The organism is Mesorhizobium sp. M1409, assembly GCF_040317535.1.
In the GTDB taxonomy this organism is placed as follows: domain Bacteria; phylum Pseudomonadota; class Alphaproteobacteria; order Rhizobiales; family Rhizobiaceae; genus Mesorhizobium.
In genome coordinates, this window is sequence record NZ_JAMYKV010000004.1 from 1 (window position 1) to 17,400 (window position 17,400).

A 17,400-nucleotide genomic window follows, 5' to 3' on the forward strand; every position below is an offset into this window, starting at 1 on the left:
CGGTCAATCCGAGCCGACCAAGAGACCGATCCTCCCTCAATCAGATGGCCTTCATATATGAATAGATTTCCCCGGACAGCCCTGCTGTTTTCGGGGAAGAATTTTCTCCCTTCATATCAGAACCGCGGCCACATCGCTGAAGACCATGCGTGCCGACAGTCCGTCGTTGAAAGCTGAACAGCAGCGCCTTGACCAGCACCCTTGCGATGAACGGTCGCCAACCAAGAGCCTGCCGTGGTCTCGGTCTGATGTGGTGAGAAAACGATGCTTTTCCTGCCGGAGGTTCCGGTCGGAACTATTGTCGTGTGCCCTGCCACCCTCCTGACAGACTGCTGTCAGGAGGGGTATGCGATAGTGTCTCCATACACAGAGAGGAGACTAGCCATGAACGGTTTTACCATTCTGCGCGGCATGCAGCACTATGTCGGCAAGATCCGCACGATGCGCAACGAGATCCGCACCCAGCGGTTCATGAACTCGCTGCCGGAGGACATTCGCAAGGATATCGGCTGGCCGGACATGTATGCCGACCGTCGCTTTCGCGGCAATTGAGACGAATTTCGACCCGGCGGCTGGACGTGGGCGCGTCAACGCCCAGATAAAAAGCCCAGCAGCAAGGTTTGGCGCGCGAGGAATGGAGCGAGCTTATGCCTGAACGAAAGACAATCGGCTTTCTTTTCATCGAAGGCTTTGCCGACTGGGAATACGGGCTGCTGGCGGCCTCGGCGGTCGAATGGTTCGGCGCCCGCGCCGTATCGCTGACGCCCGACGGCAAGCCGGTGACCGGGATCAGCGGATTCCGGCTGACGCCCGATCGCTCGGCAGAGGCGGATAAGAATACCGATCTCGACGCCGTCGCCGTCATCGGCTCCGATCAGTGGTTTGGCAAGGCACCGCCGGATGTTACCGACCTGCTCCACGCCGTTGCATCGCGCGACGGCGTGGTCGGCGGTATCTGCGCCGGCACGCTGGCGTTGGCCCGCGCCGGCCTGTTCGAGAAAGCCAGGCACACCAGCAATGGCCGCGACTGGATCTATGGACATGAGGCCGGCTATGCCGGCGACAGCAATTATCAGGATGTGCCGTATGCCGTGGCCGACGGCAAGATTGTTTCCGCGCCCGGTTCGGCGCCAGGCACCTTCGCACTCGCCTTTCTCAACACACTCTATCCGGAAAGAGGCAGCGATCTCGCCCAGATGCGAACGCTGTTCGCCAAGGAGTATGCTGAAGCCTCCTGACAGTATGCTGTCAGGAGGGACGTGCGATGGTGCGAGCCTCAGAGACTGCGCATCGGCGGTCGAAAGGACGATCGATGAAGAGTTGGAGCGACAGGCTGGACACATCAGGCAGCAACGGCGTGAAGCCGACGCCGCCGCGCACGATGGCCGATGTCGTCGAAGGTCAGTCGATGCTGGTGCCGACGCCGCGTCAGGTCGATGATTTCATCCGCTCGATTCCCGAAGGAGTCGAGTTGGACGTGCGTGCGTTGCGCACGGCGCTCGCCATCGAGCATGGTGCCGAAGTGACATGTCCTGTCACCATCGGCTATCATCTGCGCAGGGTTGCGGAGGCCGCCAATGAGGATCTCGAGCGCGGCATGACGCCGAGGGACGTAGCACCCTTCTGGCGCGTGCGTGATGCGAAGACGCCGACAACGAGTAAACTTCCTTCGGCGCGGCATTCGTCGCCACGCAGCGCAAATGCGAAGGGCTGACGCCGTAATGCATGTCGTCTGGAAGTGGACCCGGTCCGGGAGCCACGGCATGCATGGGAACAACACTGGGGAAGCAAACGATGCGCCGCGCCGACAGGCTCTTTCAGATTGTGCAGCATCTGCGTGGTGGCCGTCTGGTCACCGCTCAGAAGCTCGGCACGTGGCTCGAGGTTTCCGAGCGAACCATCTACCGCGATATTGCCGACCTGCAGTCGACCGGCGTGCCGATCGACGGCGAGGCCGGCGTTGGCTACATGATGAGAGAGGGTTTCGACCTTCCGCCGCTGATGTTCACACGTGACGAGATCGTCGCGCTGGTTGCCGGCGCCCGCATGGTGCGTGCCTTTGGCGGCGCCGCCATGGCGCGCGCCGCCGACGAGGCACTGGTCAAGATCGGCGCCGTACTGCCCGACGCCGAAAAGGACCGCATCGCCCGCACCGAGATCCATACGCCGATGTGGGTGGTCAGTGATGCCGCCCGTGAGGCGATCGACCTGATCGAGCGCGCGGTCGAAAAGCGCCAGGTGCTGACCATCGACTACTCGGACGAGGCCGGCCGCGGCACCGCCCGCGATATCCGTCCGCTTGGCTTGTGGTTCTGGGGCAAGGTGTGGACGCTGGTCGCCTGGTGCGAGATGCGCGATGACTTCCGCGCCTTCCGCATCGACCGCATCGCCTCGGTGGTGATCGCCGGCCGCATCTTCAAGCCGGAGCGCGGCAAGCAGCTCGCCGACTTCTACCGGGCCGTGGAGCGCAGCGAGGATTACGGCATGGCGCCGGATCGCGCCGCGCGGACCTGAGACCTGACGCACCCCACAAAAAAGCCCGCTCGAAGCGGGCTTTTTCTTGGAATGTCGGACAATCTTACTCGTCGTCGTCGTTGTCCGTGTTCTTCGACTTCAAGGCCGAGAGCTTGGCGAACACGGCGTTTGCGTCGAGTTCGGCATCCTCGTCCTTCGGCTTCTCGGGAGCCGGCACCAACCGCTCGGTCAGGGCCGCCGGCAGCAGCGTGTCACCGACCGGCTGCGCCTGTTCGCGACCGCGTGAGGCACGGTTGACTTCCATGTCGAGGTCGATCTGCGAGGCAAGGCCCAGCGTCACCGGATCCATCGGCTGCAGATTGGCCGAGTTCCAATGCTTGCGCTCGCGGATCTGCTCGATCGTCGACTTGGTGGTGCCGACGAGGCGCGAGATTTGCGCGTCCTTGAGCTCGGGATGGTTGCGCACCAGCCAGAGAATGGCATTCGGCCGGTCCTGCCGCTTCGACAGCGGCGTGTAGCGCGGACCCTTGCGCTTGGATTCGGGCACCCGCACCTTGGGCTCCGAAAGCTTCAGGCGCTGGTTCGGGTCTTTCTCGGCGCGCGCGATCTCGTCGCGGGTCAGCTGGCCGGTCATGATCGGATCCATGCCCTTGATGCCTTGCGCCGATTCGCCGTCGGCGATCGCCTTGACCTCGAGCGGATGCAGCCCGCAGAACTGCGCGATCTGCTCGAAGGAAAGCGCGGTGTTGTCGACCAGCCAGACGGCGGTCGCCTTGGGCATCAGCAGCGTATTGGCCATTTAAAAATCCTTCTCGTTCGCCCGCGTTCCCGCGCGGGCGGTGGTTTGGAGCCACCAAAATGGGAAATTCGCGGCCTGTATAACCGTTCCATTGTTGTTTCGCAATGTTTTTGGAAGCAATGACTGGATGGCGCTCGCGCCAATGCCGCGAGCGAAACTGCGCCCAAAACGACAAAACCCGCCGGACTGTGTCCAGCGGGCTCGGAACCGCGACGGGAATCCCGTCTGACGCGGCTCTGGCTTGCCAGGCGTGACCTTCGCGGGTCACGCTCGACGGTTAGATGGCCCTGCGGGCGATCTTTTCGATGTCGGCGCGGTTGATGCCGAGGTCGCTGAGCTGACGTGCGTTGAGGCGGTTCAGTTCGCGGACGGTCTCGTTGTACATACGCCAGTTACGGTAAGCGCGGATCGGGTTCATGATAGTCCTCCAAATCGGTGTTCGTTTTCGATGGTGCTCAAATAGGCGTCATCGATGAGGACTTGAATGGCTGATTTTGCATAGCAATGATGCAAATGCTGCATTGCAGCATTAAGCATCTGTTCATCTTGTAGGCAGTGAGGCGCACGCCAGGGACGTATTCGGCTTCAAGTGATGCCGGGTTAGCCGACGTCCAGCACGATCTTGCCGATATTCTCGCCGTCTTCCATGCGCTCATGCGCCCGCCAGGCTTCGCTGAGCGGGAAGATCATGTCCATCACCGGCGCCACCTTGCGCGTGCCGAGCAACGGCCACACCTGCGCTTCCAGCGCCGCCGCGATCGCCGCCTTGAATTCTACGGTGCGCGGCCTCAGCGTCGAACCCGTGTGGACGAGCCGCTTGACCATGATCTTGGAGAAATCGGCGCTCGCCACGGCACCGGCCTGCACGGCAATCTGGACGATACGGCCCTCGACCGCCGCGGCCTCGTAGTTGCGCGCCACATAGTCGCCGCCGACCATGTCGAGGATGACATTGGCGCCCTTGCCGCCCGTTGCCTCCTTCACCGCCGCGACAAAATCCTCCTCGCGATAGTTGATCGCGCGGTCGGCGCCGAGCTTCAGGCAGGCATCGCATTTCTCCTTGCTGCCGGCGGTGGTGATGACATAGGCGCCGAAGGCCGAGGCAAGCTGGATTGCCGTGGTGCCGATGCCGGACGAACCGCCATGGACGAGCAGCATCTCGCCGCGCTTCAGGCCGCCGCGCTCGAACACATTGTGCCAGACGGTGAAGTAGTTTTCCGGCACGGCCGCTGCTTCGGTGTGGGTGAAGCCGGCCGGCAGCGGCAGCACGCTGCCGGCATGAACCTTGACATATTCGGCATAGCCGCCACCGGGTGTGAGCGCGCAGACGCGGTCGCCAATGCGCCAGCGCGATATGTCGTCGCCAACGGCCGCCACTTCGCCCGACGCCTCGAGGCCCGGCAGGTCCGAGGCGCCGGGCGGCGGCGGATAGGCGCCCTTGCGCTGCTGGATATCGGGCCGGTTGACGCCGGCGGCATGCACCTTGATCAGTATCTCGCCGGGGCCGGGCTGCGGCACGTCGCGTGTTTCCGGCTTCAGCACCCTTGGGCCACCCGGCTCCGAGATCGCAATGGCCGTCATTCTTGCCGGAATTTTCTGTCCGCTCGCCATGAGATTTCCCGTCTTTCCTCGCCGTTATCCGATCGGCCGTTTGCATCGACGCCCCTGCCCTATGTATGCTGATTGCCAAATCAGGCAAATGGCCAAATCAGGGAGGAGCGACGATGGCGATCTTCGACGACGAACCCAAGAAGGCGCGCCCGCACGAGATCGGGCAGGACCTGTCGCTGCTTTCCGTCGGTGAATTGTCGGAACGCATCGGCATCCTGCGAGACGAGATCGCCAGGCTGGAGGCCGAGCTCAAGGCCAAGGACACCACCAAATCGGCTGCCGAGGCGCTGTTCCGCCGCGGATAGCAGCGCGGGCGCAAAGGCCCGCCGCCGAAAAGCCCGAATGCGACGGTCTTCAGACCCAGCGCCCCTGTCAAACACGAGCCGGATCAAACAATGTTCGCAACCTACCGCCCGATCCTCTCGCTGCTTCGTGGCACTGCCTTCCTGCTGGCGGCGTCCGGATTGCACGGGCTGCTGCTGCCGCTGCGCGGTCAGTTGGAAGGCTTCTCGACCGCATCGCTCGGCCTGATGGGCACGGCCTGGGCCGGCGGCTTCGTCACCGGCTGCTTCTTCGCGCCGCGCATCGTGCGCCGCGCGGGCCATGTGCGCGCCTTCGGCGCCTTTGCCGCGTCGGGCGCCATCGTGGCGCTGCTCACCGGGCTGATCATCGACGAATATGTCTGGATCCTGCTGCGCGCCTTCACCGGCTTCACCATGGCCGGCGCCTTCATGGTCATCGAAAGCTGGCTGAACGAGAAAGCCACCAACGAGAATCGCGGCACCGTCTTCGGCCTCTACATGATGGTCACCTATGCCTCGATCATGGGCGGGCAGATGATCGTCGCCGGTGGCGATGTGAAATCGGCGTCGCTGTTCATGATCACCGGCATCCTGTTTTGCCTGTCGCTCATTCCGACCGCGGTCTCGAGCGCTTCCCACCCCAAGCCGCTGCAGGATGTCTCGCTCGACGTCAAAGGCCTTTATGCCAATTCGCCGGTGTCGGCGGTCGCTTGCGTGTTGATCGGCATCGCCAACGGCGCCTGGGGCACGCTTGGCGCGGTCTATGGGGCCCGCATCGGCATTTCCACGGCCGAGATCGCCTTGATGATGAGCCTTGTGGTCGTTGCCGGTGCTGCCATGCAGCTTCCGGCCGGGCGTCTGTCCGACAAGACCGACCGGCGTTTCGTGCTGGCGGGGGCGGCTTTCGGCGCGGCCCTGTTCGCGCTCATGATCTTCCTGTTCGAGCCACGCTCCAGCGTCTTCGTCATCGTCTTCACCGCGGCCTATGGCGCCTTCGCCTACACGCTCTATTCGATCGCCGTGGCGCATGCCAACGACCACGCGCGCTCGGAGGATTTCGTCAAGGTGTCGGGCGGCCTGCTGCTGCTCTACGGCTTCGGCACGATGATCGGACCCTTGCTGGCCGCCGCCCTGATGGGCTGGATGCGCCCGGAAGGCCTGTTCCTGGCGACCGCCTTCGCGCATCTCTGCCTGGCCGGCTATACGCTGCTGCGCATCAGCCGCCGCGCGCCGGTGCCGATCGGCGATCGTGACGCCTTCAAGACGCAGCCGGCCGACCGTTCGGTGACGCCGGAAGCATTGCGGCTTGATCCCAGAAGAAAAGCAGAAGCAGACGGTTGAGATTCGAAAGGCTTTGCCCCACAAATAAGGCATGATGTTTTCCGACGCCTTCATGGCGATTGCCGATCCCAACCGGCGCCATCTTCTGGAAGAACTTCGCCGCGGCCCGAAAACCGTCAACGAACTCGCTTCGGGTTTGCCCGTATCGCGGCCAGCCGTTTCGCAGCATTTGAAAGTACTGCTCGATGCCGGGCTGGTCCACGCCAAAGCCGAAGGCACAAGACGCGTCTATACGGTGAGCAATACCGGCTTCCTCAAACTCAACATCTGGCTCGATCAGTTCTGGGAAGCCTGACCCGTTCGGCCGGCCGTGCCGTTGCCCTCGGCCAGCTGGCTGACCGAAGCGGGGCCGCGCGACAGCCGATCAACCATCTGCCGCCGCGCCGGGTCGGCGAGCGCCTGGAACATCCGATCAATCTGGGCAGGATCGTGCAGCATCGCGATCAGCCGTCATTGTAGGGGAAGAACTTGAAGTAGGGCTGCGCCTCCTCGATCACCCTGGCGAAGGGAGGCCGTTGCACCAGCCGGTCGTGATAGCGCTTCACGGCCGGGTGGTTGTCGCCGAACGGTTCGACCTTGTTGGCATAGAACAGCGCGGGGGACGCCGCGCAATCGGCCATGGTGAAGGTGTCGCCCATCGCCCAGGTCTTCGACTGCATATCCTGCTCGATGATGGCGTAGGAATTGCGCAGCTGGCCGCGGGCCTGCTCGACGCCGAACGGATCAGTCTTGTCCTGCGGCCGCAACCGGTCACCGACGATCTTCTGCATCGGCTCCTGCACGTGGAAATCATAGAAGCGATCGGCCTGGCGGACTGCCAGCGCCAGATCGATGTCGGCGGGAACGAGGTCGACCGGTCCTGGATAATGCGCGGCCAGATATTCGACGACGATGGTCGACTCCAGCACCGTGCGGTCGCGCGCATCGTCGCGCAGCGCCGGCATCTTGCCGCTCGGCGAAATCTTCAGGAAGGCCGCGCGCGATTGCTCGTCGCCGAGATCGACGATATCAGGCGTAAACGGCGTGGCGTTCTCATAGAGCGCGATCAACGGCTTCCAGCAGAAGGAGGCCAGCGGATGGAAATGAAGCGTCAGGGACATGTCTTGCTCGTCTGTCTCGTGGTTCGGCGATGGCCGGCGCTGTGCTGCCAAGCAGAGGCAAATACTGAAGCATTAACTTTGCGACAGGCGCTGTCCGTCAAGGCCCGCTTTTGTCGCCCTAAGCGGCTTGGGTGTGGGCGACGATAGCGGCGGATATCTCCGTCCAGTCGTCCGGATGCAGTTCATGGCCGCCGCCTTCGATGCGGATGATTTTCGCGCCGGCGACAGCCTTGGCCAGCGCCTCGCCATGCTCGACCGGGAAGATCGGATCCGCCGTGCCATGGATGACCAGCAACGGCGCCGTCATCTCGCGCAGCCGGCCCTTCCATGCGTCACCGCCCCGAAGCATGAAATGGTTGGTCGCGCTCAGGAAGCCGCCGGAACGATCGTAGTCCTGCTCGACGAACGCCCTCATCCGGGCCTCGTCGAATGGGTGTGCGGTGCTGGCGATCGCCCGCGCGTCCCTGACGATGAAATCGATAACCTGGTCACGGTCCGACCAATCGACCTTGGCTCCCTCGGCTGAATGCCCGGCATAGGCATCACTGGTTTGCGGCAGATGCGACGTGTCGATCCCTATCGGCGAGCTGCTGATCACGGTCAGCGATGCGACACGGGACGGGTGCTTGAGCGCCACAAGCTGCGCGATCATACCGCCCATCGACATGCCGGCGACATGCGCCTTGCCGATGCCGTGGTCGTCGAGGACACGCATCGCATCGTCGGCCATATCATCGAAAGTGTAAGGGGGCTCGCCCGGTCTATATTTGGTCGAACGGCCGGTATCGCGATTGTCATAGCGGATCACGAACAGGCCGGAATCGGCCAACTTCCGGCACAGCGCCTCCGGCCACCACAGCATGGAGGCCATCGCGCCCATGATCAGCAACAGTGGCGGGTTCGCCGGATCACCAAAGGCCTCGGACATGATTACGGGACGTTCGATCGTCGTCATGACGCGGTCTCCCCCGTTGTAATACTGATTGTATTTTGCAATCGGTTGCACGATAATAAAACCGATACGATAATGCAACCGGTTTTGGAGAAAAATCTTATGAGCATGGATCGCCGGTCCGGATGTCCGATCAACCTGTCGCTGGAAGTGTTCGGCGACCGCTGGAGCCTGATCATCCTTCGCGACATGATCTTCGGCGGCAGACGCCATTTTTGCGAGCTGCTCAACGGGTCGATGGAAGGCATCGCCTCCAACATCCTCGCCGACCGGCTGAAGCGCCTGATGGAGCTGGGCATGCTGACCAAGGCCGACGACCCCTCGCACAAGCAGAAGGCGATCTACAGCCTGACCGAGATGGCGATCACGCTGGTGCCGATCCTCGCCCATCTCGGCGCCTGGGGCCGCGTATGGCTGCCGGTCAGCGAAGAACTCTCGATCCGCGCCGAGCTCTTGGAAAAGGGCGGACAGCCGATGTGGGACAAGTTCATGGACGAGTTGCGCCACGAACATCTCGGCGTGCCGCTCGACACAGCTTCTGGTCCTTCTGTCCGCGCGACCCTGCAGGCCGCCTATCAGGCGGTGGTTGCCAGCAAGGCACCCGCCGCCAACCCGGCCGCTTGACCAACTTATTTTCCCGTTTTCGGACCGGCTCTGCTACAAGAGGCGGAAAATCAAGATTCACGGGATTGGATAAAGCTCTTGGTTGAGAACTCTAGGGATGCTGCCCGCGCGCGCGCCGAGCTGCGTTTCAAGAAGCAGGAAGAGGCGGCAACCGTCCGCCAGAAGGCGATGGCCGAATACGTCGCCGAGAGCGACGCCCGCCAGGCCAAGACCAACAAGCTGCGGGCGCTCCGTCTCGCCAAGGAAGCCGAAGATCTTGCCAATGCGCCGGCGGCGCCCGCCAAGAAGCCGGCCCGCGCCAAGAAAAAATAGCCATCCCCAGACACGCAAGCGGTAACGCCGTATCCGGATGGTGTCGGCGAAGGCCGCTCCCATCCCGCCTCTTCACGCGAAGCAATTTCAACCGAAACGGGGATGTTATCTCGCCCGTCGACGGTCAATGATCGACGCGTTTTCAAACAGGAGACCGCCATGACCGCACTGCCACTCGAAAAAGCCAGGCAAATCATCGATGCCGCCTTTGCCAAGGGCGCCGATCTCAAGCTCAAGCCGCTCGGCGTCTCGGTGCTCGATGCCGGCGGGCATCTGGTCGCCTTCCAGCGCCAGGACGGCGCCTCGTTCCTGCGCCCGCAAATGTCGGCCGGCAAGGCTTATGGCGCGCTGGCGATCGGCATGGGCTCGCGTAAGGTCGAGGCTTTCGCCAAAGAGCGTCCGCATCTCGTTGCCGGTATTTCGGACGTCTCCGGCGGACGCGTACTGCCGGTGGTGGGCGGCGTGCTGATCCGCGACAAGGCTGGCGCCATCATCGGCGCCGTCGGCATCTCCGGCGACACGTCGGACAATGACGAGGCCGCGGCCATCGCCGGCATCGAGGCAGCCGGTTTCTCCGCCGATCCGGGCTGAACGTCACTCGGCATCGGAACCAGAGTGTGTCGAGATTTAGGTCAGGCCGGCATCACTTGAATGTCAATGCGGCCTAATTCAAATTGATATCCCGGCTGGCCGATCGCATCGACACCGCGAATCCGGCCAGCACATCGAACAGCGCGATGACCATCAGCGTGAAGAAGACGGAATGGGCGGCGCCCTTCACCAGCAGGAACTCGACCAGGAACGCCACGAAGACCAGCGTCGACAGAAGGTGATCCATGATCGATGCATTGGTCGTGCGCACCGACTTCGCCATTTCGAGGAACAGGAAGATCAGCCCGGTCAGCACCATCAGGTCGCCGAGCGTCATCGAGAACACGCCACCCGACATCATGCTGAATGAAAAGACCTCGCTCGCCCACGGATCGTCACCGCTTCCGAATATTCCCAGCAATCCGAGATTGTAGAGCACGAAAGGCACGATCAGCAGCGGAATGGCACCGAACATCTGGCGTCTCCATGTGGGGCAATCCTTTGTAGAATGCGCCACAGGCACGCCGTCAAGATTTTTCGGTGGCAGCGCTGAACACGGTCGAAGACCGCACGCAACAACCATGTCAGCCGGTTGCCCGCCCAGGGAACTGCGCCGATGCCGCCCACGCTTCGAGACGAGCGCTACCTGGCCCCCAAACACAAAAAGACCGGCCACTGGCCGGTCATTTTGTAATTCAAGCTTTTGGAAAAGCTGGTCTCAGCTTTCCTTGGGCGTCAACACCTGACGACCGCGATACATGCCGGTCTTCAGGTCGATGTGGTGCGGACGGCGCATTTCGCCGGAATTCTTGTCCTCGACATAGGTCGGGGCCTTGAGAGCGTCGGCCGAGCGGCGCATGCCGCGCTTGGACGGAGAGGTTTTTCGTTTCGGAACGGCCATGGATATGCTCCACTACATGGTCAAAAGCCCCGCCCGCCCTCGTGAAAGGGCCATGTCGGGGCCTAAATCTGAGAAAGTCGGGTGCCTATACACGCCCTGTGCCGTTTTGGCCAGCACTGCCGCGAATTTTTTTGAGTTGGCTAGCGGAGGCAACCGACATAGGCGCCGGAGCGGCCGGCGCGCCGCTCGATCAAATTGGCCAGCCGTCTCAGGCCCGGTCCGGGTTTGGCCGGATTGCGGGCGATCGGATTTGGCAAGGAGACGGCAAGCAGGGCGGCCTGCCGTCGCGACAGCTGTTTTGCCGAAACGCCGAAATGATGCCGTGCCGCGGCCTCGATACCGTAGATTCCCGGCCCCCACTCGGCGATGTTGAGATAGATTTCCATGATGCGCCGTTTCGACGTCACCGCATCGAAATAGACGGCCAGCGGCAGTTCGACCACCTTGCGCACCGAACCCAGTGGCCGCGACCATAAGAAGAGGTTCTTCACCGTCTGCATGGTGATGGTCGAGGCGCCGCGCGTTGCTTCACCGGCCAGCGCGTCGTCGACGACGCCCCGCAATTCGCCGAGATCGACGCCACGATGGAAGCAGAACTGCCCGTCCTCCGACATGATGACGGAATTGGCCAGCACCGGCGACACCTCATCGATCGATACCCAGCGGCGGTCATAGCCGGAGAATGTCGCCAGGTCCTTCAGCATCAGCGTCGAGACCGGATGCACGAAGAATGGCAGGTAAAGGAGCGTCAGCACCGTCGGTATAAGCACCAGCACCGCGGCCACGACGATACCGCGCCGGACCCAGCGTTTGAGACCACGGCGGTTCACGCCTCGCGATCTCGTCGCCATGTCCAGCTTTTCGGTTTCATGATCGACGATCGGTTCCGCCAAGCCGCCCAATCCGTGCTCTCCCTGCCCCGGCATAATGGCGCTTGGCTTCTTGCGCAACGTCTGAGTGTCGGCTACCGGTCCCGACCATGACGAATGACGACGAAATGGCGTTCGAAATGGCGCTTATCAGACGGGCAGCCGCCGTCGAGGTGCTGCTGCGGCGGCTGCTCGACGACCGCGCGCTTTCGGGCGAGATCGCCCGGCCTGACCGGCTGATGGCGGCGATGCGCCACGGCGTGCTGAACGGTGGCAAGCGCCTGCGCCCCTTCCTGGTCATGGAAAGTGCGGCAATTTTTTCCGCTGACGGCGAGGCGGCGCTGCGCGTCGCGGCAGCCATTGAATGCGTGCATTGCTATTCGCTGATCCACGACGATCTGCCCGCCATGGACGACGATGATTTGCGTCGTGGCCAGCCGACGGTGCACATGGCCTTCGATGAGGCCACCGCCATCCTGGCCGGCGACGCCTTGCTGACGCTTGCCTTCGACATCATCGCGGGCGAGGCGACGGTGCTGCCGGCGGAGCGGCGGGCGGCATTGGTGCTGGCGCTTGCCCGCGCGGCCGGGGCCGGCGGCATGGTCGGCGGCCAGAAGCTCGACCTCGAAGCCGAACAGGCGCCGCCGGACGAGGCCGGCATCATCCGGCTGCAGGCGATGAAGACCGGCGCGCTGATCCGCTTTGCCTGCGAGGCCGGCGCCCTCATCGCCGGCGCTCCCGCCGAGGACCGTGAACGGCTGGCCGAATTCGGCTCCGCGATCGGCCTGGCCTTTCAGCTTGCCGACGACCTGCTTGACCTGACCGCCGATGCCAGCCAGATGGGCAAGGCGACCGGCAAGGATGCCGCCGCCGGCAAGGCGACGCTGGTGGCGCTGCACGGCGCCAATTGGGCGCGCAGCCAGCTTCACGGCCTCGTCGAACAGGCCCATGCGCTGCTTGAGCCCTATGGCGACGACGCCCAGCTGCTGAAGGAAGCGGCGGCATTCGTCGCGACCCGTACCAGTTGAGGTTGGGACAACCAAGACATCGTCCTGACTAAAGCACATGCGTCCTCCGCCGGCCGCTTCAGAGATTGAACTTGAACGGAAGCCTGCCGAAGCAGAGGATCGACATCGCTTTGCCATCCACACGGCAACCACGCGGTGCGGACAGAGTTGGAGGGATGCCATGTCGACCACCGACAACCTGTTCACCGGTTCCATTCCCGAGGTCTACGACCGGGCGATGGTGCCGCTGATCTTCGAGCCATATGCACGAGATCTGGCGGAGCGGGTGTCTAAGCTCGGGCCGCAATCAGTGCTCGAAGTGGCGGCGGGCACCGGTGTGGTGACACGTGCGCTCGCAGCGAGACTGCCGGCGCAAACACGCATCGTGGCCACCGACCTTAACCAGCCGATGCTCGACCACGCGCGCACGCGGATGGCGGACGATCCTCGTATCACCTGGCAGCAGGCCGACGCCCAGGCGCTGCCCTTCGAGGACGCCCGGTTTGATGCCGTGGTCTGCCAATTTGGCGCGATGTTCTTCCCCGATCGAGTGGCCGCCTACGGGCAAGTCCGGCGGGTGATGCGGCCGGGCGGGCATTTCCTGTTCAATGTCTGGAGTGCCATCGAAGAGAATGAGTTCGCCGAGGAAGTGACGCGGGCGCTCGGCACTCTCTTCCCCGCCGATCCACCTCGCTTCATGGCGAGGACGCCGCACGGCTATCACAATGCGGACACCATCCGCGCCGACCTGCATGCCGCTGGCTTTCGCGACGTCACCGTCGAGCCTCTGGGTGCTGTGAGCGCCGCTCCGTCGCCGTATGATGCGGCCGCGGCCTATTGCCAGGGCACGAACCTGCGTGGCGAAATCGAGGCGCGCGGCGGCTCGCTGGAGGAGGCGACGCGACACGTGGCGCATGCCATGGGGAAGCGGTTCGGGGAAGGGCCGGTAAGTGGCCGCATCCGCGCGCTCGTCGTGGTGGCGGCTTGATGCATGTCGCCCAAAAGCGACCTCGGTTTTGAGAGAACGATATGTATAAAAACAAAGACCTGAAGCGGGTCGCCTGAATCCGTTCGGACGCGACACGCTTAGCGACGAAAGGACGTTCAAAAAGCTGTCATCCATCCGGTGGTCCGCATGGTTCGCTATCCACACGAAATTTTAATGTAAATGAAGCGTAATCCCGACCAATAAAATGGTGCGTATGTGTTGGGGTTGCGCATGCCTGAATATTCGTCCTTCATCCGGTCAGTCCGGATTCGCTATATTTCAGGGTTGCTGATCTTCGCGCTGGCTTCCGTGGCAATCGTGGTTGCGCTCGATCGTGTCAATTCCTTTCGCCGTGACATCGATGCGCTGAGCAGCAACCTCGTCGTCTTCACCCGCGACCTGCGCAACGCGACCAGCTTTGCCGAGACGACCGGCACAGCCTGGCGGGCGGAGACACGCGATGCGCTGACCACATCGGCGCGCGGCCATTCGGAACGCCTGACCGGCGAGATCGAGACGCTGACCGCGCAACTCGCGGCGATCAAGCCGCGCCTGTCGGTCAAGACCGCCAACGAGCTCCAGTCCGCTTCCGTCAACGGCGATCTGTTCTGGTCGCCGCGCGACATGGTGCGCAACTTCAACCTGATGTCGGTGGCGCAGAAGGTCGATGAGTGGAGCTATCGCGAGATCCGCAACCAGAACGACCTCTTCGCCCAGCCGATGCTGGTCCGCGTCCGCACCGCCATGGATGATGAGCGCCATCTGGCGGACGCCTCCGGCGACAGGCTGCTGCTGTGGGCAAGCGGTATCCTGTTCGCCGCCCTTGCCATCGTCGCCTTCTGGATCTTCCGCCCGATGGAAGTGGCAATCCGCCGCGCCTTTGCCGAATCCGCGGAATCCCTGTTCAAGGCCGAGGCCGCCGACCGTGCCAAGTCGGAATTCCTGGCCAATATGAGCCATGAAATCCGCACGCCGATGAACGGTGTGCTCGGCATGGCTGAACTGCTGGCCAAGACCGATCTGACGGCGCGCCAAAAGACCTTCACCGAGGTCATCGTCAAATCCGGCAATGCACTGCTCACCATCATCAACGACATCCTCGATTTCTCGAAGATCAATGCCGGGCAACTCACCCTCGACCCCGCTCCCTTCCGTCTCTCCGAGGCGGTCGAGGACGTGGCGACGCTGGTATCGGCGCGCGTCGCCGAAAAGAACCTCGAACTGATCGTGCGTGTCGACCCGCGCCTGCCGGCCCATGTCGTCGGCGACGCCGGCCGGTTCCGGCAGATCGTCACCAACCTCCTCGGCAACGCGGTGAAGTTCACCGAAAAGGGTCATGTGCTGATCGATGTCGGCGGCGAGATCGTCAACGACGTGGTTCAGCTCAAGGTTCGCGTCGAGGACACCGGCATCGGCATACCGGCCGAGAAGCTGCAGAACGTGTTCGAGAAGTTCGCCCAGGTCGACGGTTCGTCGACCCGCCGCCACGAGGGCACCGGCCTTGGCCTCGCCATCGCCGCCCGCCTCGTCGACCTGATGGCGGGCAAGATCGGCGTCGAGAGCGAGATCGGCCGCGGCTCGGTGTTCTGGTTCGCGGTGCCGCTGCCGGCGCATCAGGCCGCGGCTCGCGACGAGATCGTGCCGGTCGACGTCACCGGCGCGCGTGTGCTGGTCATCGACGACAATCCGGTCAACCGCGAAATCCTGCTCGAACAGCTCAGAAGCTGGAGCTTCGATTGTGCCGCCGCCGAAAGCGGCGCCGTGGGCCTGGCCTTCCTCGATCGCGCCTTTCAGCTCGGCGCCGCCGTCGACTGCATCATCCTCGACTACCAGATGCCGGGCATGAACGGCGCCGACGTCGCCAGGGCCATTGCTTCCGACAGTAGGCTGTCCTCCATCCCGGTCGTGTTGCTGACCTCGGTCGACCAGGTCGATTTCGGTAAGATGATCATCGACTTCGGCATTGCCGCGCATCTGACCAAGCCGGCACGCTCCGCGATCCTGCTCGGCACCGTCATCTCGGTCGTGCAGAAGGCCCGCTCGCAGGTCGGCAAGGCGCAGTTCGTCCGCGAACCGATCGTGCGGGCTCCCCCGGCGGCGGCACCTGCCTTCACCGTCATCCGCGGCCCGGCGATGCCGGTCGCGGTGGTGCCGGAATCGGCCACGCCGAACGGACCGATCGACATTCTCATTGCCGAGGACAATGACGTGAACCAACTGGTGTTCGGCCAGATCCTCAATGGGCTGGGCCTCAGCTACCGCATCGCCGGCAACGGCCGCACGGCGGTCGAGATGTACCGGGCGCTGCGCCCCAAGCTGATCCTGATGGACGTTTCGATGCCGGAGATGAACGGCTACGAAGCAACCCGCGCCATCCGGGCGATGGAGGTCTCGGCGGGCACCCGCATACCGATCATCGGCGTCACCGCGCATGCGCTGAAGGGCGATCGCGACAAGTGCATCGAAGCCGGAATGGACGATTATCTGCCGAAGCCGGTTTCGCCCGATCGCCTCGGCACCAAGATCGGCACCTGGCTCAGCGAGACGGTGGTGGCGAAGACGGCATAGCCCGCATCCGCCCGATGCGTCGGACGGCTGCGTCCAGACGATAGCGGCGCATCCAGTCGAGGCTCGTGTCGTCGGAGAGCTTTGCAACGCCGGGGCTTACATCCTCGGCGTCGGGTGCTCGGACCCCCAGGGCTTCGCAGATGCCTGGCAATGTCGCAGCGGGGTTCGCGGCAAGACGCTCATAGCCGACCCGCAGCGGGGATATGCCTTGCTCCGCGAACCAAATGTTCCAGGCTGCATCATAGGTCTCGAGTTCCGTGACCTCACGTCTGATCCGCTCGAAATCATATTGGGGTTCCTTCGGTGGTGCGACCCTTTCGATCTCGGTTCCGTCAGGGAGCAATATGCCAAAGCCCGGTTTGCTCTGCTTTGATCAGGGAGACAGCCTGCGCGAGCTTGTCCTCCCGGGAGAGGTGTATGCAGAGAATGCGGCCAAAGGCCTTTTCAAGACGCGCTCTGTCGGATGGCAGCTGCGGGAAAATCTGGTCGAGGATAGCCGAGACCAGCTGCGGGAAAATCTGGTCGAGGATAGCCGAGAGTTCATCCAGATTTTCGCGCATCAAACGAAGGCCGAAGATGCCGGTCCCACCCTTGCCGGCAGCGATCGCCGCATTGAGATAGGCGGCATTGAATTCGAGCTCGCTCATCGTGTCGCGGTCAGGCAGCTTCCACTCTTCAGCCCACTCCGACACGTCCTGCCGCCGATAGAATGAGTGGGGCGTGCCGGCCGTCCTCGCGGACTCCAGAAGCTTGCCGAGCAAAGTGCTTCCGGTCCTCGGCGTGCCGCAGATAATGTATCCATTGAACATGTTGCGGCCCATGCTGGTCGTCAAAGGTACGGCTGCCGCCCCCTGGTGAAGATGGCCGCCGCTATAGCTGAAATCCTTGCTGGATGCGACGTCTTGGCGGCCACCTTCAAATGCCTCTCTCAGACAAGACACCTTGTCGGCGGTGGACAAA

23 protein-coding genes and 1 pseudogene are annotated in these 17,400 nt (G+C 63.1%); 13 read left to right on the forward strand and 11 right to left on the reverse strand.

The annotated features are described in order from the left end of the window. Window positions 1-384: 384 nt before the first annotated feature. The 4 genes from NKG99_RS04580 to NKG99_RS04595 all read left to right on the forward strand — a co-directional run bounded on the left by NKG99_RS04580 (window position 385) and on the right by NKG99_RS04595 (window position 2,514). Window positions 385-552 (forward strand): hypothetical protein, encoded by a 168-nt coding sequence (locus tag NKG99_RS04580; RefSeq protein WP_352864666.1) that lies wholly within the window; start codon window positions 385-387, stop codon window positions 550-552. A gap of 95 nt (window positions 553-647) precedes the next feature. Next, a complete protein-coding gene (locus NKG99_RS04585; protein WP_352864669.1) occupies window positions 648-1,238 on the forward strand; it encodes a DJ-1/PfpI family protein in 591 nt (196 codons plus the stop codon). A gap of 74 nt (window positions 1,239-1,312) precedes the next feature. Then, window positions 1,313-1,714, forward strand: coding sequence for a hypothetical protein (locus tag NKG99_RS04590; protein ID WP_352864672.1), 402 nt, complete (start codon window positions 1,313-1,315; stop codon window positions 1,712-1,714). Window positions 1,715-1,794: 80 nt separating this feature from the next. Further along, complete coding sequence (locus NKG99_RS04595) at window positions 1,795-2,514, forward strand: helix-turn-helix transcriptional regulator (protein WP_091578656.1); 720 nt, start codon at window positions 1,795-1,797, stop codon at window positions 2,512-2,514. A 64-nt stretch (window positions 2,515-2,578) separates the two neighbouring features. Here NKG99_RS04595 and NKG99_RS04600 read toward each other — a convergent pair whose 3' ends face one another. The 3 genes from NKG99_RS04600 to NKG99_RS04610 all read right to left on the reverse strand — a co-directional run bounded on the left by NKG99_RS04600 (window position 2,579) and on the right by NKG99_RS04610 (window position 4,885). Continuing rightward, complete coding sequence (locus tag NKG99_RS04600; RefSeq protein ID WP_352864675.1) at window positions 2,579-3,274, reverse strand: DUF1013 domain-containing protein; 696 nt, start codon at window positions 3,272-3,274, stop codon at window positions 2,579-2,581. A 277-nt stretch (window positions 3,275-3,551) separates the two neighbouring features. After that, complete coding sequence (locus NKG99_RS04605) at window positions 3,552-3,692, reverse strand: DUF1127 domain-containing protein (protein ID WP_352864678.1); 141 nt, start codon at window positions 3,690-3,692, stop codon at window positions 3,552-3,554. A 182-nt stretch (window positions 3,693-3,874) separates the two neighbouring features. Continuing rightward, the gene (locus NKG99_RS04610) at window positions 3,875-4,885 is read right to left on the reverse strand and encodes an NAD(P)H-quinone oxidoreductase (RefSeq protein ID WP_352864680.1); all 1,011 of its coding nucleotides are present in this window, start codon (window positions 4,883-4,885) and stop codon (window positions 3,875-3,877) included. A gap of 113 nt (window positions 4,886-4,998) precedes the next feature. Between NKG99_RS04610 and NKG99_RS04615 the strand changes: the two genes are divergently transcribed. From NKG99_RS04615 to NKG99_RS04625, 3 genes are all read left to right on the forward strand, one after another. Continuing rightward, window positions 4,999-5,190, forward strand: a complete 192-nt coding sequence (locus NKG99_RS04615; protein WP_023757432.1) for a DUF1192 domain-containing protein — start codon at window positions 4,999-5,001, stop codon at window positions 5,188-5,190. A gap of 90 nt (window positions 5,191-5,280) precedes the next feature. Beyond that, window positions 5,281-6,528: an MFS transporter gene (locus tag NKG99_RS04620; RefSeq protein ID WP_136618343.1), complete on the forward strand. Its 1,248-nt coding sequence runs from the start codon at window positions 5,281-5,283 to the stop codon at window positions 6,526-6,528. 31 nt (window positions 6,529-6,559) lie between these two features. Next, window positions 6,560-6,823: an ArsR/SmtB family transcription factor gene (locus NKG99_RS04625; RefSeq protein WP_352864683.1), complete on the forward strand. Its 264-nt coding sequence runs from the start codon at window positions 6,560-6,562 to the stop codon at window positions 6,821-6,823. 26 nt (window positions 6,824-6,849) lie between these two features. Here NKG99_RS04625 and NKG99_RS04630 read toward each other — a convergent pair. From NKG99_RS04630 to NKG99_RS04640, 3 genes and pseudogenes are all read right to left on the reverse strand, one after another. Further along, window positions 6,850-6,966 (reverse strand): annotated as a pseudogene (locus tag NKG99_RS04630) (transcriptional regulator); the annotation flags it as partial. 5 nt (window positions 6,967-6,971) lie between these two features. Next, a complete protein-coding gene (locus NKG99_RS04635; protein WP_352864685.1) occupies window positions 6,972-7,628 on the reverse strand; it encodes a glutathione S-transferase family protein in 657 nt (218 codons plus the stop codon). A 118-nt stretch (window positions 7,629-7,746) separates the two neighbouring features. After that, window positions 7,747-8,583 (reverse strand): alpha/beta fold hydrolase, encoded by an 837-nt coding sequence (locus tag NKG99_RS04640; protein ID WP_352864688.1) that lies wholly within the window; start codon window positions 8,581-8,583, stop codon window positions 7,747-7,749. Between the two features lie 99 nt (window positions 8,584-8,682). On the opposite strand from NKG99_RS04640, the gene NKG99_RS04645 reads away from it, so the two are divergent. From NKG99_RS04645 to NKG99_RS04655, 3 genes are all read left to right on the forward strand, one after another. Beyond that, window positions 8,683-9,204, forward strand: coding sequence for a winged helix-turn-helix transcriptional regulator (locus NKG99_RS04645; RefSeq protein ID WP_352864691.1), 522 nt, complete (start codon window positions 8,683-8,685; stop codon window positions 9,202-9,204). 78 nt (window positions 9,205-9,282) lie between these two features. Next, window positions 9,283-9,516, forward strand: coding sequence for a hypothetical protein (locus tag NKG99_RS04650; RefSeq protein ID WP_352864693.1), 234 nt, complete (start codon window positions 9,283-9,285; stop codon window positions 9,514-9,516). A 159-nt stretch (window positions 9,517-9,675) separates the two neighbouring features. Beyond that, window positions 9,676-10,107: a GlcG/HbpS family heme-binding protein gene (locus tag NKG99_RS04655; RefSeq protein ID WP_352864695.1), complete on the forward strand. Its 432-nt coding sequence runs from the start codon at window positions 9,676-9,678 to the stop codon at window positions 10,105-10,107. 73 nt (window positions 10,108-10,180) lie between these two features. On the opposite strand, the gene NKG99_RS04660 is transcribed toward NKG99_RS04655, so the two are convergent. From NKG99_RS04660 to NKG99_RS04670, 3 genes are all read right to left on the reverse strand, one after another. Continuing rightward, window positions 10,181-10,582 carry a hypothetical protein gene (locus tag NKG99_RS04660; RefSeq protein WP_352864698.1) on the reverse strand — a complete coding sequence of 134 codons (402 nt, stop codon included), beginning with the start codon at window positions 10,580-10,582 and terminating at the stop codon, window positions 10,181-10,183. 243 nt (window positions 10,583-10,825) lie between these two features. Beyond that, the gene (gene rpmF, locus NKG99_RS04665) at window positions 10,826-11,008 is read right to left on the reverse strand and encodes a 50S ribosomal protein L32 (protein ID WP_008834724.1); all 183 of its coding nucleotides are present in this window, start codon (window positions 11,006-11,008) and stop codon (window positions 10,826-10,828) included. A 140-nt stretch (window positions 11,009-11,148) separates the two neighbouring features. Beyond that, window positions 11,149-11,910, reverse strand: a complete 762-nt coding sequence (locus tag NKG99_RS04670; RefSeq protein ID WP_352864701.1) for a transglycosylase domain-containing protein — start codon at window positions 11,908-11,910, stop codon at window positions 11,149-11,151. A 77-nt stretch (window positions 11,911-11,987) separates the two neighbouring features. Here NKG99_RS04670 and NKG99_RS04675 point away from each other — a divergent pair, with 77 nt between their 5' ends. The 3 genes from NKG99_RS04675 (at window position 11,988) to NKG99_RS04685 (ending at window position 16,440) form a co-directional block, all read left to right on the forward strand. Beyond that, on the forward strand, window positions 11,988-12,905 hold the full coding sequence (locus tag NKG99_RS04675) for a polyprenyl synthetase family protein (protein ID WP_352864703.1): 918 nt from the start codon (window positions 11,988-11,990) through the stop codon (window positions 12,903-12,905). Window positions 12,906-13,065: 160 nt separating this feature from the next. Then, window positions 13,066-13,872: a class I SAM-dependent methyltransferase gene (locus NKG99_RS04680; RefSeq protein ID WP_352864705.1), complete on the forward strand. Its 807-nt coding sequence runs from the start codon at window positions 13,066-13,068 to the stop codon at window positions 13,870-13,872. Between the two features lie 231 nt (window positions 13,873-14,103). After that, window positions 14,104-16,440, forward strand: a complete 2,337-nt coding sequence (locus NKG99_RS04685) for a response regulator (protein ID WP_352864708.1) — start codon at window positions 14,104-14,106, stop codon at window positions 16,438-16,440. Here the strand turns inward: NKG99_RS04685 and NKG99_RS04690 are convergent. Further along, on the reverse strand, window positions 16,409-16,783 hold the full coding sequence (locus tag NKG99_RS04690) for a Stf0 family sulfotransferase (protein WP_352864710.1): 375 nt from the start codon (window positions 16,781-16,783) through the stop codon (window positions 16,409-16,411). The two genes, NKG99_RS04685 and NKG99_RS04690, sit on opposite strands and share 32 nt — an antisense overlap. Then, the gene (locus tag NKG99_RS04695) at window positions 16,773-17,399 is read right to left on the reverse strand and encodes a Stf0 family sulfotransferase (RefSeq protein ID WP_352864713.1); all 627 of its coding nucleotides are present in this window, start codon (window positions 17,397-17,399) and stop codon (window positions 16,773-16,775) included. Before NKG99_RS04695 ends, NKG99_RS04690 begins: the two co-directional genes overlap by 11 nt. Window position 17,400: the final 1 nt, after the last annotated feature.

Excerpts from the sequence above, each read along its gene's own strand:
- NKG99_RS04580 (WP_352864666.1), top strand. The coding sequence starts at position 385 with ATGAACGGTTTTACCATTCTGCGCGGCATGCAGCACTATGTCGGCAAG.
- NKG99_RS04585 (WP_352864669.1), top strand. The coding sequence starts at position 648 with ATGCCTGAACGAAAGACAATCGGCTTTCTTTTCATCGAAGGCTTTGCC.
- NKG99_RS04590 (WP_352864672.1), top strand. The coding sequence starts at position 1,313 with ATGAAGAGTTGGAGCGACAGGCTGGACACATCAGGCAGCAACGGCGTG.
- NKG99_RS04595 (WP_091578656.1), top strand. The coding sequence starts at position 1,795 with ATGCGCCGCGCCGACAGGCTCTTTCAGATTGTGCAGCATCTGCGTGGT.
- NKG99_RS04600 (WP_352864675.1), bottom strand. The coding sequence starts at position 3,274 with ATGGCCAATACGCTGCTGATGCCCAAGGCGACCGCCGTCTGGCTGGTC.
- NKG99_RS04605 (WP_352864678.1), bottom strand. The coding sequence starts at position 3,692 with ATGAACCCGATCCGCGCTTACCGTAACTGGCGTATGTACAACGAGACC.
- NKG99_RS04610 (WP_352864680.1), bottom strand. The coding sequence starts at position 4,885 with ATGGCGAGCGGACAGAAAATTCCGGCAAGAATGACGGCCATTGCGATC.
- NKG99_RS04615 (WP_023757432.1), top strand. The coding sequence starts at position 4,999 with ATGGCGATCTTCGACGACGAACCCAAGAAGGCGCGCCCGCACGAGATC.
- NKG99_RS04620 (WP_136618343.1), top strand. The coding sequence starts at position 5,281 with ATGTTCGCAACCTACCGCCCGATCCTCTCGCTGCTTCGTGGCACTGCC.
- NKG99_RS04625 (WP_352864683.1), top strand. The coding sequence starts at position 6,560 with ATGATGTTTTCCGACGCCTTCATGGCGATTGCCGATCCCAACCGGCGC.
- NKG99_RS04635 (WP_352864685.1), bottom strand. The coding sequence starts at position 7,628 with ATGTCCCTGACGCTTCATTTCCATCCGCTGGCCTCCTTCTGCTGGAAG.
- NKG99_RS04640 (WP_352864688.1), bottom strand. The coding sequence starts at position 8,583 with ATGACGACGATCGAACGTCCCGTAATCATGTCCGAGGCCTTTGGTGAT.
- NKG99_RS04645 (WP_352864691.1), top strand. The coding sequence starts at position 8,683 with ATGAGCATGGATCGCCGGTCCGGATGTCCGATCAACCTGTCGCTGGAA.
- NKG99_RS04655 (WP_352864695.1), top strand. The coding sequence starts at position 9,676 with ATGACCGCACTGCCACTCGAAAAAGCCAGGCAAATCATCGATGCCGCC.
- NKG99_RS04660 (WP_352864698.1), bottom strand. The coding sequence starts at position 10,582 with ATGTTCGGTGCCATTCCGCTGCTGATCGTGCCTTTCGTGCTCTACAAT.
- rpmF (WP_008834724.1), bottom strand. The coding sequence starts at position 11,008 with ATGGCCGTTCCGAAACGAAAAACCTCTCCGTCCAAGCGCGGCATGCGC.
- NKG99_RS04675 (WP_352864703.1), top strand. The coding sequence starts at position 11,988 with ATGACGAATGACGACGAAATGGCGTTCGAAATGGCGCTTATCAGACGG.
- NKG99_RS04680 (WP_352864705.1), top strand. The coding sequence starts at position 13,066 with ATGTCGACCACCGACAACCTGTTCACCGGTTCCATTCCCGAGGTCTAC.
- NKG99_RS04685 (WP_352864708.1), top strand. The coding sequence starts at position 14,104 with ATGCCTGAATATTCGTCCTTCATCCGGTCAGTCCGGATTCGCTATATT.